The organism is Shewanella marinintestina (assembly GCF_023283845.1).
Lineage (GTDB): Bacteria > Pseudomonadota > Gammaproteobacteria > Enterobacterales > Shewanellaceae > Shewanella > Shewanella marinintestina.
In genome coordinates, this window is the sequence record NZ_JAKILC010000015.1 from 14,422 (window position 1) to 27,533 (window position 13,112).

Annotated in this window: 12 protein-coding genes; 1 reads left to right on the top strand and 11 read right to left on the bottom strand. The window is 44.1% G+C overall.

The features are described from left to right. Positions 1-15: 15 nt before the first annotated feature. From mraY to mraZ, 7 genes are read right to left on the bottom strand one after another with little or no spacing between them, the layout of a single operon-like run. Positions 16-1,098 (bottom strand): phospho-N-acetylmuramoyl-pentapeptide-transferase, encoded by a 1,083-nt coding sequence (gene mraY / locus L2747_RS15360; protein WP_248999892.1) that lies wholly within the window; start codon positions 1,096-1,098, stop codon positions 16-18. Next, positions 1,098-2,477 (bottom strand): UDP-N-acetylmuramoyl-tripeptide--D-alanyl-D-alanine ligase, encoded by a 1,380-nt coding sequence (locus L2747_RS15365; RefSeq protein ID WP_248999893.1) that lies wholly within the window; start codon positions 2,475-2,477, stop codon positions 1,098-1,100. The genes mraY and L2747_RS15365 overlap by 1 nt, the downstream gene beginning before the upstream one ends. After that, positions 2,474-3,943 carry a UDP-N-acetylmuramoyl-L-alanyl-D-glutamate--2,6-diaminopimelate ligase gene (gene murE / locus L2747_RS15370; RefSeq protein WP_248999894.1) on the bottom strand — a complete coding sequence of 490 codons (1,470 nt, stop codon included), beginning with the start codon at positions 3,941-3,943 and terminating at the stop codon, positions 2,474-2,476. The genes L2747_RS15365 and murE overlap by 4 nt, the downstream gene beginning before the upstream one ends. Further along, positions 3,940-5,676, bottom strand: coding sequence for a peptidoglycan D,D-transpeptidase FtsI family protein (locus L2747_RS15375; protein ID WP_248999895.1), 1,737 nt, complete (start codon positions 5,674-5,676; stop codon positions 3,940-3,942). The genes murE and L2747_RS15375 overlap by 4 nt, the downstream gene beginning before the upstream one ends. Further along, on the bottom strand, positions 5,673-5,987 hold the full coding sequence (gene ftsL / locus L2747_RS15380) for a cell division protein FtsL (RefSeq protein ID WP_248999896.1): 315 nt from the start codon (positions 5,985-5,987) through the stop codon (positions 5,673-5,675). Before ftsL ends, L2747_RS15375 begins: the two co-directional genes overlap by 4 nt. 8 nt (positions 5,988-5,995) lie before the next feature. After that, positions 5,996-6,952, bottom strand: a complete 957-nt coding sequence (gene rsmH / locus L2747_RS15385; RefSeq protein ID WP_248999897.1) for a 16S rRNA (cytosine(1402)-N(4))-methyltransferase RsmH — start codon at positions 6,950-6,952, stop codon at positions 5,996-5,998. Between the two features lie 29 nt (positions 6,953-6,981). Further along, the gene (mraZ, locus tag L2747_RS15390) at positions 6,982-7,440 is read right to left on the bottom strand and encodes a division/cell wall cluster transcriptional repressor MraZ (protein ID WP_248999898.1); all 459 of its coding nucleotides are present in this window, start codon (positions 7,438-7,440) and stop codon (positions 6,982-6,984) included. Positions 7,441-7,934: 494 nt separating this feature from the next. On the opposite strand from mraZ, the gene L2747_RS15395 reads away from it, so the two are divergent. Next, positions 7,935-8,273, top strand: a complete 339-nt coding sequence (locus L2747_RS15395; protein WP_248999899.1) for a hypothetical protein — start codon at positions 7,935-7,937, stop codon at positions 8,271-8,273. A 123-nt stretch (positions 8,274-8,396) separates the two neighbouring features. On the opposite strand, the gene glpK is transcribed toward L2747_RS15395, so the two are convergent. From glpK to leuD, 4 genes are all read right to left on the bottom strand, one after another. After that, positions 8,397-9,878 (bottom strand): glycerol kinase GlpK, encoded by a 1,482-nt coding sequence (glpK, locus tag L2747_RS15400; protein WP_248999900.1) that lies wholly within the window; start codon positions 9,876-9,878, stop codon positions 8,397-8,399. An 11-nt stretch (positions 9,879-9,889) separates the two neighbouring features. Beyond that, on the bottom strand, positions 9,890-10,411 hold the full coding sequence (locus tag L2747_RS15405; RefSeq protein ID WP_248999901.1) for a nuclear transport factor 2 family protein: 522 nt from the start codon (positions 10,409-10,411) through the stop codon (positions 9,890-9,892). Between the two features lie 291 nt (positions 10,412-10,702). Beyond that, positions 10,703-11,989, bottom strand: a complete 1,287-nt coding sequence (locus L2747_RS15410; RefSeq protein WP_248999902.1) for an outer membrane protein transport protein — start codon at positions 11,987-11,989, stop codon at positions 10,703-10,705. Between the two features lie 514 nt (positions 11,990-12,503). Beyond that, positions 12,504-13,109, bottom strand: a complete 606-nt coding sequence (gene leuD / locus L2747_RS15415; protein WP_248999903.1) for a 3-isopropylmalate dehydratase small subunit — start codon at positions 13,107-13,109, stop codon at positions 12,504-12,506. Positions 13,110-13,112: the final 3 nt, after the last annotated feature.

The window sequence follows — 13,112 nt, forward strand, 5'->3', positions numbered from 1 at the left end:
TTTTACTTATATCAATTATCTAAGTTTCAGTGTCGCTAGGCCTAACAGCACTAGGAACAATGAAATAATCCAAAAACGTACAATCACTCGTGGCTCAGGCCAGCCCTTCAACTCATAATGGTGATGAATAGGTGCCATGCGGAAAATCCGCTGACCACGTAACTTGTATGAGCCGACTTGCAGGATTACTGAAACCGTTTCCATTACAAATACGCCGCCCATAATCACCAGTAAAATCTCTTGGCGAACCAATACAGCAATTGCACCTAATGCGGCGCCAAGAGCTAATGAGCCGACATCGCCCATAAAAACTTGTGCTGGATAGGTGTTAAACCATAAGAAGCCAAGACCCGCACCAACAATTGCGGTACAAACAATCACTAACTCACCTGCACCAGGCAAATAAGGTAGGTGTAAATAATTAGCAAACTGCACGTGACCAGAAAGATAAGCGATGAGTGCAAAGGCTGCTGCGACCATCACGGTTGGCATAATCGCCAAACCATCTAAGCCGTCAGTTAAGTTAACCGCGTTGCTTGAACCCACAATAGTGAAGTAAACCAATACGATAAAGAAACCACCAAGTTGCGGCATAATATCTTTAAAGAAAGGTACTACAAGTTGGGTTTCATCTGGGCTTGCCGCAGATGCATACAGGTATACAGCTATGGTCAATGCGGCCGCTGATTGCCAAAAGTATTTCCAGCGAGCAATCAAACCTTTAGTGTCTTTGCGAACTACTTTACGGTAATCATCAATAAAGCCGATCAAGCCAAAACTACCTAAAACAAATAGCACGACCCATACATAACGACTGCCTAGGTCACCCCACAGCAATACACTGATAAATACACCTGCAAGGATCAGCAAACCGCCCATAGTCGGCGTACCACGCTTACTAAAGTGTGACTCAGGACCATCATTACGTACCACCTGGCCAATTTGCATTAACTGCAAACGCTCAATCATCTTTGGTCCTAACCAAAGACTTAACACCATAGCGGTCATCAAGCCTAAAATAGCTCGAAATGTGACATACGAAAATACGTTAAACCCACTGTAAAATTGGGTTAAATACTCAGCCAGGTAAACCAGCATTAAACAAACTCCCCGCGACCAAAGGCCATTGTTAAAGCTTCAACTACACGTTCCATTCTTGCACTGCGAGAACCTTTCACTAACACAGTGACTTCAGCAGGCAATTCATTGATATATTGAATTAGGCCTGCAACCAAATTCTCTATATCTTGGTAATGTTTGGAACCAAAAGCATGACTAGCACCCGCGCTTAGCGTGCCAACACAAAATAACGAATTAACGCCCTTTGCCTTAGCTAATTCACCAAGCTCACGATGCAAAAGGGCGGCATTGTCGCCTAATTCCCCTAAATCGCCCAGTACTAAACAGCGATTTCCTTTAATTTCTTGAAGCCAGTCAATTGCTGCGCCAACAGAAGCAGGGTTCGCGTTATAACTATCGTCAACCACAGTGACTCGACCAAGCTGGCTCGGCAACATACGCCCTTTTACAGGTTTAAGCAGACTAAGTCCTTGGCATATTTCAGCTAAAGATAAATTCAATGCTAAGCACATGCTTGTTGCTGCTAACGCATTTGACACCTGATGACGCCCAGCCAACGGCAACTCCACTCTATGCACTTCTGCACCATAGCAAAGGCTAAAGGCATATCGCCCATAGGCATCAGCAATTAAATCTGTAGCAAAAATATCGAGATCTCTCGATGCTTCATTTTTAATACCAAAACATAACTGCTTAACGTGGCTAGAGGCCTGAAGCATTACATCAGCAAATGCATCATCAGCATTAATAACGGCTGTGCCACCGATGCTAATATGGTTAAAAATCTCCGATTTAGCTTTGGCTACGCCCTCTAAAGAACCAAAACCCTCAAGGTGGGCTGACGCTACGTTATTCACCATGGCAACGCTTGGCTTAACTAAGCTTGAGGTGTAATCGATCTCACCCGCGTGATTGGCACCTAATTCAAAGACACCAAATTCATCGCCCGCTTGCAGTCTTAACAAGGTTAACGGCACGCCAATTTCATTATTAAAATTACCCGCGGTGTAAAGCACCTGATGATGCTGAGACAAGATGGTTGCAATCATCTCTTTAACGCTAGTTTTACCGTTTGAACCTGTTAAGGCTATACAAGTAGGAGCTATTTGCTCACGCACATAAGCACCTATTTCACCCATCGCCTTTTGGCTGTTTTCAACAACCAATTGCGTCGCAATTATTGGTAATTCACGTTCAACCAGTAATGCATTAGCGCCAGCATCAACCGCAGCTTGAGCGAAACAATGGCCATCAAATTTTTCGCCTTTTATCGCCACAAACAGGGTCTGACTATTAACGGCTCGGCTATCGCTCGAAACGCTATCGATTTGTAGGTCATTGCCAATCAACTGACCATTTATTCGCTTTGCTAGCTCAGCCAAAGATACGCTAATCATAGGGCACCTTCAGCAATAGCCTTAGTAAAGGCTCTTTCGTCATAATTCAATTTTTCACCATTAACTTCTTGATAAGTCTCGTGGCCCTTACCGGCCAACAGCACCATGTCTCCCGCTCTGGCCTGTGCAACTATCTCTTTAATTGCGAGCTGACGGTCTATTTGAGTTAATGCCTGCTGTGGGTAAGTTAATCCCGCTAGAATGTCATTTATAATGGCTTGTGGATCTTCAGTGCGGCAATTGTCGCTAGTCACCATGACTTTATCGGCAAATTGTTCAGCACTTGCTGCCATCATAGGTCGCTTACCTTTATCTCTATCGCCACCACAGCCAAACAGACACCAAAGCGTGCCATTGCAATGCACGCGTAGCGCTTTTAACGCTTGCTCAATTGCATCTGGCGTATGTGCATAGTCCACAACTAAGGTAACGTCATTAGCAGTAGTAAAGCGTTCCATCCGTCCAGCAACAGGCTCTAATTGCTTCGCTAAAGCCACCAACGCTGGCATATCTTCACCGAGTAAATAAAGCGCCCCAAGTGCCGCAACTAAATTAGCTAGGTTAAAGTCTCCCAATAACGGCGACTCCAGCTGCGCTTCACCTTGCGGCCACACTAGAGTGCAAGACACGCCGGCATCATGGAAATGACACTCTTTAGTATAAATATCCGCGCTTAAATCACCTTTAACGCTGTAAGCTAATAACTTGTTTGACGCCAGCTCATTCAACCATTCACGCCCAACGGCATCATCACAATTAATAAGACCTGCACGTAAGCTAGTAAATTGAAATAAACGCTTTTTAGCAGCGCCGTAAGCCTCCATCGTATGATGGTAATCGAGGTGGTCACGGCTTAAGTTGGTAAACACGCCAACATCAAACGGCACTGCCTCTACACGGCCTTGTACTAAACCATGACTAGAGACTTCCATCGCGCAGGTTTGTGCACCTGCTCGTTCAAATTCTTGTAGTTGTTTAACAAGAGTCACTGGATCAGCAGTAGTATTGCCACTGTCGACAAGCTCGCCCCATAGACCATTGCCTAATGTGCCCATTACTGCAGTTTGTTTACCCTGCAACAACTGTAATTGTGCTACCAGTTGAGTGACAGAAGTTTTACCGTTAGTACCGGTTACGCCTATGATTTGGGGTCGTGATGCAGTTAACGGATAAGCTTGCGCGGCCAAAGCTGAGATCTGACGATTTAATTGGAAAAACAAAACCTGTAAGCCAGCTTCATTAGTGACTTTACCGTGTTCATCTGGCAAGTCCGTATGGACTAAAGCTGCTACAGCGCCGCGCTCAAATGCGGCGGCTATAAATTTACGGCCATCAGCCTGATAACCAGGGATAGCAACAAACAGATCCCCCACTTGCACAGCTCGGCTGTCCAGCGTAAGTTCTTGGAAGCTTTCAGCTCCCGAATAATGAAACCATGGCGCCAATAAATCACGTATTAGCATCATTCTACACTCCTAGAATTTGCAGCTAAGCGGACTTTTTCACGGTTTGAAATAGGCTCAACATTTAGCATCTGCAAGGCACCAGACATAACGGCAGCAAAAACAGGTGCGGCAATATCACCACCATAGTAACGATCACCCTTTGGCTCGTTAACGACCACAGCAATTGCTAGCTTTGGATTATGCACTGGTGCTACGCCGGCAAATAGCGCAACGTAGTCTTCACCATAGCCACCAGCAACAGCTTTACGTGCTGTACCTGTCTTACCCGCTACGGGATAACCTTCAATATGTGCCTTTAATGCAGTGCCGCCTTTTTCAGTTACTCCCACCAGCATTTCCATGACGTTCTGCGCCACTTCAGGTGAAAGTACTTGCGTCCCTTCAGGCTCTTGCTTGAGCTTTAAAATCGAAACCGGATAAAGAACGCCTTTGTTGCCTAAAATTGAATACATTCTGGCTAACTGTAATGGGGTTGCCATTAAGCCATAACCAAAGGAAAGTGTGGCCCGCTCAAACTCAGACCAGCGGCGACGGTCGTGAATTAGACCTGCACTTTCGCCTTCTAAATTGATACCGGAATAGTTACCCAACCCCATGGTTTGGTATGCGCCAAGTAGCTCTTGAACTGGCATAGACAAAGCTATCTTAGTCATACCTACGTTACTTGAGTGCACCAAAATACCGCTAAGCGATAAGTCGCCATAGTTACGACCATCACGGACAATCTTGCCACCAATACGCATACGGCCAGGGTGAGTTTTAATAATCTCGTCAGCTTTGATGGTGCCAGCTTCTAGTGCTGCAGCAACCACGAATGGTTTAATCGTAGAACCGGGCTCGTAAGAGTCTGTCAGTGCACGATTACGCATACGATAACTTTGCAGATTCTCACGGGAGTTGGGATTGTAAGATGGCGTATTTGCCATCGCTAAGACTTCGCCAGTGTGTACATCAAGCACCACAATAGAACCTGATGTCGCTTGGTTAACTTCTGTCGCCTTTTTCAGCTCACGATAAGCGAGCTGTTGAATACGTTGGTCGATACTAAGTACTAAATCATTTGGGCTTTCACCCTCTTGCACCATATCGAGACGCTCAACCACGTGCCCGTCTCGAGATTTACGCACTTTTTGCTTACTCGGTGTACCGGTTAACCAGTCGTTATAGGTATTCTCAATGCCCTCAATACCTTTATCATCGATATTAGTAATCCCCACTAACTGCGCAGAAATCTCACCCGTAGGGTAATAACGGCGCGACTCAGGTTTAAGATAAACACCTGGCAGTTTTAACTGACGGATATAATCGGCAACGGCCGGAGTAACCTGACGCTTAAGGTAAGTAAATCGTTTACGAGGGTTAGATTGAACACGCTTTAGAATATCTTCTTTAGGTTCATGCAACACATCAGCTAGCGCTTGCCAGCGACGCATATCCGCAAAACCGTTTTTATCGTGTACGACTTTAGGGTCTGCATACACAGCTTTTACCGGTACGCTCACCGCGAGCATCTCTCCATTACGATCGGTGATCAGGCCGCGCTGCACTTCACGACTGGTAGTACGTAATGTACGCATATCACTTTCGTGACGAAGCTTTTCAGGCTCGATGATTTGAATATAAGCCGCACGACCAATAAGACTGGTAAACATCAGGCAAACAAACGCCACAACAACGTAAAGACGCCATTGGATTAACTGCGGTTTTTGTTTGCGTTTTGCCTGTTTACTCATGGCACTCTCACCACAACTTCGTCTTTGGGTAGCGGTCGATTCATATTCAGCTCTTTAGTCGCTATCCGGGTTATACGGCTATGCTCTGAACGTGACTGCTCCTCTAACAACAGGTTACGCCACTCAATATCAAGCCGGTCTCGTTCTTGTAATAACTGGTCCCACTGACTGGTATACTTACGCCCTTCATGGCTGGTGTACACCACCGCAATTGCATTCAACATCACTAGCAACGCTAAAATCATTACCCACTTGTGATGCCAAAGATCTAGCAACACGATGCGAGTTAAATTCAATTGCGATTTATTCACTTAAACCTCTAAATCGCTTCAACGTCATACGGCAGACGCTGGGCAATTCGCAATACTGAACTACGCGCCCTAGCGTTACGCTCAATCTCTTCAACTGAAGGTTTAATCGCTTTACCAATACCTTTTAACTTGCGTGACTTATTAATTTCTTCCTCAGTAATAGGTAAACCATGTGGCACACTTTCACCTTGGCTATTACGACGAATAAAACGCTTAACCATACGATCTTCAAGTGAATGGAAGCTGATAACCGACAAACGTCCTTCAGGCGCTAATACGGTTAATGCACCTTCTAATGCTTGGTCAATTTGCTCTAGCTCACTATTGATATAAATACGAATAGCTTGGAATACGCGTGTTGCTGGGTGCTTATTGCGTTCTTTATTCTTGGTAATGCGCGCAATGAGCTCTGCAAGCTCAGTAGTGCGTAAGAAAGGCGCTTTTTCGCGGTCAGCAGCAATACAACGGGCAATATGACGGGCATTTTTCTCTTCGCCGTAGGTTTTAAACACCCATGCCATATCTTCAATTTCAGCACGGGCAATCCACTGCGCCGCCGTTTGACCTTGAGAGTTATCCATACGCATATCCAATGGACCATCTCTTAAAAAGCTAAAACCACGCTCAGCATCATCAAGCTGCGGCGAAGACACACCAAAATCTAATAGCACGCCATCTATTTGGCCTTTTAAACCTAAGTCTTCAACGTAGTCAGCCAGCTGACCAAAACCACCGTGAACAATTTGAAAACGGCTATCGTCTTTAAATTGCTCTGCTGCAGCAATCGCTTGTGGGTCTCGATCAATGGCAATTAATCGACCATTAGGCCCAAGCTGCTCAAGCACTTTTCGAGAATGACCACCACGACCAAATGTGCCATCGATATAGATGCCATCTGGTTTAATATTTAAGCCTGCAACCGTTTCCGTTAACAGCACTGATAGGTGTTCAAATTCTTGTGTCATGGTTGTCTTCTACTTTTAAGTATCACTCGCTAAAGTGAAAAATCCGCTAAACGTTCGTTAGCAGCCAAATCTTCATTAAGAATCGCTAAGCGACTCTGCTCAATCTGTTGTTGCCATGTAGCTTCATCCCACAGCTCAAATTTATTAAGCTGGCCAACCAACATTGCCCGCTTATCTAAATTGGCATATTGGCGTAAAGGAGGAGGTAGCAGCATACGGCCGTTACCATCGAGTTCACACTCATGGGCGTATCCGAGCAGCAATCGCTTGATTGCTCTTTCGGTAGGTTGTGTATCGGAAAGTGATGCGAGTTTAGCTGCAACCAGCTCCCACTCTTGAATGGGGTACAGCAATAAACAAGTTGATTGGATATCCACAGTAACGACTAGTTGGCTATTATGGCGGGCACTCAGAGGCTCACGGTATCGCTTTGGTATGGCGATCCGTCCTTTGGTATCAAGATTTATAGCGCTTGCCCCAGAAAACACCTTATTGTCATCCCTGTTGTTCTATAAATTACCCACAAATATCCACATTTCCCCACAACAGCTAAGTTTAGGGATAGAACGCAAGGGTTGTCAAGGAAAGGCGCTGATTTAAAATCCAGTAACCAAGCGGGTTAGCAGCTAGTTAGCTCACATTTTTAATGAAAGCTTAGATAGGGATTCATGTGGAGTTTTTATACGGTTGCAGCCCATCAAAGTAGGAAAAACACACAGAAAACATGGGGGAATCATTATCTTAAATACATTGTTGTGGATAATTTTCCCAGAAACGACTTTTTCAAAATGACTTTAACAACCTCAATTAAGCTGCGATTCAAGCTGTTATGCTCAATAAAACGCTTTAAAAATTAATCATAATTAACCTGTAGCTTAAACAATTCGCAATATCGGCATGAAATAACCAAAGCAATTAAAAGTCTAAATTTTAATCACTTTCGGCCGATATATAAGTTAAAGGACATAAAATACGGAGGATTGTGATGATAAGCCTAGATAGCGTATATGCCATGCTTGCTAAGCCGGTAACAGCCAAAGTGAAAGCCAAAAAGAAAATTAAACCTATGGATGCCAGCAGCGCTATCAACGCAGATAGCCAAGAACAACCGCAAGCACAACTGCCCGACCACCTTGAACGACGTTCGGCGACCAATGATAGACGCCAAGCAGCACTACCAGAACTCCCTCTAGAGCCAAGACTTGAAAGACGAAAAGGCTCAAGAAGAGATAGGCGCCAACCTCTAGAGCCTCAAACTATTGAGGCTGCTCAAGACAACTACACTGAAGATACGCACACTAAGATTGATATCAACATTTAGCTTCTGCCAATGAACTGCTTGATAATTAATGAGCAGAAAAAGGTGTAAACTTTATGGTTAGCAATTAAAGCAATAGTAAACAAAATTAGCGCCAACTATTACCGCTAGAGTCAATCGCCACAATTAACGAGTGCGTGCAACAGCCTGCTGCCAACCCAGGTACAAGCCATCGCGCTTGGCTGCCGTTATTTGCGGTGTAAAACTGCGCTCAACTCCAGCTTTTAACTTCAACTCGTCAGTAGATTGCCAAAAACCAACCGCTAGACCTGCCAAGAAAGCAGCCCCCATTGCCGTGGTTTCAGTTAGCTCAGGGCGTTGCACTTCAACATTGGTAATATCCGCTTGAAACTGCATAAGGAAATCGTTAGCCACTGCGCCACCATCAACTTTAATTTGTTTAAGATCTACAGAACTGTCTTTAGCCATGGCATCGAGTAGATCGCGACTTTGATAAGCTATCGCCTCTAGAGCTGCGCGAATAATATGATTACGGTTAGCCCCTCGCGTTAACCCCACCAACGCGCCCCTTGCATCGGGATCCCAATAGGGTGCACCAAGGCCAACAAATGCAGGAATAAGATAAACACCATTGGTATCTTCTACTTTAGATGCAAAGTACTCAGTATCTTGTGCGTCTCGAATTAGGCCCAGTTCATCTCTCAACCATTGAACCGTCGCGCCGCCCATAAAGACTGAGCCTTCTAGCGCATAGTTCACTTCACCATTAGCACCAATCGCGATAGTCGTTAATAAGCCATGCTTAGACTTTACGGCTTCAAGCCCTGTGTTCATTAATAAGAAACAGCCTGTACCATAGGTATTTTTCGCCATACCTTCTTCGATACACAATTGGCCAAACAACGCCGCTTGCTGATCGCCAGCCATTCCTGCAATTGCAATATGACTGCCTTCACCGGCAATACGTGTATGGCCATACACCGCTGATGAGGGTTTAACCTCGGGCAAAATAGAGCGTGGAATATCTAACGCTTGCAGTAATTTGTCATCCCACTCTTGGGTATGAATATTAAACAGCATGGTACGAGATGCGTTAGTTGGATCAGTGACATGAGCCTTTCCTTCCGTTAGCTTCCACACTAACCAAGTATCAATGGTGCCAAATAGCAACTCACCTTTTTGGGCACGCTCTCGCACGCCTTCGACGTTATCTAAAATCCATTTAATTTTTGTACCTGAAAAATAAGGGTCTAGCACTAAACCTGTGGTTTGCTTAATGTAATCTTCAAATCCAGATACCTTTAACTGCTCACAAATATCCTTACTACGTCGGCATTGCCAAACAATAGCGTTATATACAGGCTTACCTGTGGCTTTATCCCAAATTACAGTGGTCTCACGTTGGTTGGCGATCCCGATAGCAGCTACATCTTCACTGTGGATGTCAGCGCGAGCGAGTACTTCAATTAACGTTGAGCTCTGCGACGCCCAGATCTCCATTGCGTCATGCTCTACCCAACCTGGCTTGGGATACATTTGGCTAAATTCACGCTGAGAGCTAGCAACCATATTGGTATTATGGTCAAACACAATAGCCCTAGAACTCGTTGTTCCCTGATCCAACGCAATGATGTATTTCTTTGACACTGATTCTTTCCTTATTGTCGCGTTTCTTTTAGCAAACCAATTTCAGGCTCAACATACTGTGGCGAAGTCACCTGATCGCAAGTATGAGCAGGGTAATACCAAACCGCGCTAATTTTATTGCCTTTTAACTGATAGACACCAAGGCTACATTGGCTACTTTGTTCACCGTCATGGCTCCAAGTCACCTCCTCTACTGTACTAACATAATTGGCAGACACTACAATTTGGCGCAATCTTGCTTTAGCATCATTAAGGCTAGCAAAATAGTCGCTCATTGCAGCAGCGAGCTCATGTTGAGTCGAGGTTTCAATATCCATCTTTAACCCCGATAAATTAAACCAATGGACATTTTCAGTTGTATGCTGAATCAACTGTTCAACACTCTGAGCATTAAAACCTTCAATAAACTGTTTTACGACCTTCACAGCCTCAGGGTCTTGATCCGTGATTGTCTGAAATTGACTCGTATTTGCCTGCACTAAAAAACTACTAAAACTCGCGCTAAGCGCTAATAACCAAATATAGGGTTTCATGATAAACCTCTTGTTTATTTCGATATTTTAGAGTGGATAATCTTAATTTTATACGCTAGCGGAGTCAGTAACTGCCACTAACTTAGCATTGTTTATCTTTTTTACCATGAAACCAACATGACAAGCCAACCCCCTAAAGTAGGTCTCAAATTTCTTTATAAGTTGTCCTTAATCTGAAGTTATGACCTAGAGTGGGATACAAAAAAGCCTCGCTAATGCGAGGCTTTTTCTAACAAACTTAATTGATTAGCTGACGGCAATATTCTAGTCGCTAACTAAAGCATTAAGTTATTAGAAGCGATAAGTCGCCTGAACACCCACTAGGATGATGTTGCCACTGACTTGACCTTCGAAAGTACCACCAAACATAGCAGAATCTTCATCATGTTCATGGATTGGAGACTCATCAGCAAAAATGTAAGTCGCGCCAAAGTCAAAGTCTAGGTTATCGCTATACTGGTAGCCGTAGCCCACGCTCAACCATAGACGATCAACTTCAGGAATTGTGGTTGTGCGATTAGCATCAGACACTGCAGCTTGGTCGTAAGCAACACCAGTTCTTAGCGTCGACTTTTCTGATAGCTGGTAAGTTGCACCCACTGCAAAGCGGTAGTTGTCTTCCCAGTTCTCTTGCTTAACTAGGATTGGATCAGCAGAAATCTCTGGGATCATCGCTTCTAGCTTTTCAAATGAACTCCAATCAGTCCAGTTAACACTCGCGTGAATAGCAAGCTTATCTGTCAATTGATGGAAACTCGCGATTTCAGCTGTCGCTGGTAACGCTAATTCCATAGAGCCATCGTAATGACTTGAAGGAGCTTTTCCTTGCATGATCATTGCAACGTCAAAGCCTAAACCTCTGGCTTCACCTTCTAGGTTTTGCTCAACTTCAGAGCGATAATTAAAACCAATGCGGTTGTTGGCGTTAATCTGCCAAGCACCGCCTAGTTGCCAACCCCAAGAGATATCATCGCCTTCCATGTACTTAAGCGTTTTCCCTTGTAAAGGACCCGTTGAAGTCGGTGCTTGAGCACCAAAGCTACCTTCACCTAGCACTAAGCGAACACCAGCACCAACACTGAACTGTTCATTAATACGGTAAGCCACGTTTGGATTAATTTCGATTGCAGTAATAGATGCTTCGTTACCAAACTGGGTACCAAGGAAGTCATCGTCCAGCTCTGTAGCCATACCAAAATTACTACCAAGAGCTACACCAAGGAACCATTGGTCGTTTAGCTGATGTGACACATAAAAATTCGGCACTACTGCATCGCCAGCAATATCTTTAGCCGATGAAGGCGTAGCTGTACCACCTGATGTCACAACACCGTCAACATCAATGTTTGGCATAACTAAAATAGCACCAGTTGTAACTTGAGTACCTTCTAGGTAAGTCAGCATTGCTGGGTTACGGAACTGCGCAGCGGCGTTATCAGCCATTGCAGCTTCACCCGCGTAAGCACGGCCCAGACCTGTTGCTGAATATTCAGCTAATTGAAAGCCTGCAGCTTGAACCTGTGTAACCGTCCCCAAAAGTGCTGTACTCACAGCAAGTGTAATTAAACGCTTATTCATGTGTCATCTCTAATTATGTTAACAAAAAGTAGAGTATTAACTCCACTTTCTAATGGCGGCGATTCTACAACTGCAGAATATCTTTACAAGTACTTTATAAAAAACAGCACAAAACACTACCAATACAATCAAATCTTAGACAAAAAACGGTTAAGATCACACTTTAAAACAGCGAAAGTATGCACAAACCAAGTAAAAACGTCGCTGAATAGATTAAAAATAAAAGCAGAAATACAACTTAAACAATTAAAAAATAACAGTAAAAACCACAAAAACACTAAAAACACCTGTTCACTCAAAAAACAAAGCAATTACAGCATAAATCACTACCCAAGATTGCAATAATAAAATCTCATATCAGCAAAGAAGTTAAACACCAATAAAAACAACAACTAAAATAAATTAGAAGAGGCTAAATAAAACAAAGCCATTTAGATAAATATCTAAATGGCTTAGCGAAAACTAATTGTTGGTACGACTGTACGCCAATATTAATCACCTAAATTAAGCGATTTCAACCTCTCCAACTCGGTATATGGGCTTCATAGTTAGCAATTGTATCGCCATGTGACAGCGTCAAACCTATCGCATCCAGCCCATTTAATAGGTTATGCCTAGCGGATGGGGCAATATCAAATTTGAACTCCGAGCCTGAAGGCGATGTCACCGTAAGCGCCTCTAGATCAACACAGATCTCCGCCCCCTCACTCGCGTCGACCTCTGCCATCAATTGTTTGACTTCAGCGTCAGTCAACTTAACTGGCAATAAACCGTTATTAATCGAGTTACCATAAAAGATGTCTGCAAAAGTCGGCGCTATAATGACCTTAAAACCAAAGTCCGCTAAAGCCCATGGCGCATGCTCACGACTTGATCCACAACCAAAGTTTTCTTGTGACACTAAAATAGAAGCACCTTTATAGCGCGGCTTGTTCAGATTAAAGCTTGGGTTAGGCTGATCGCCCGCATCATCTAAATAGCGCCAATCATGAAAAAGGTGCACGCCAAAGCCATCACGGGTGACTTTTGACAAAAATTGCTTAGGAATAATTTGGTCGGTATCGACATTGGCACTATCTAAGATAACGGCAAGCCCTGTGTGTAAGATAAATGGTTGCATGCT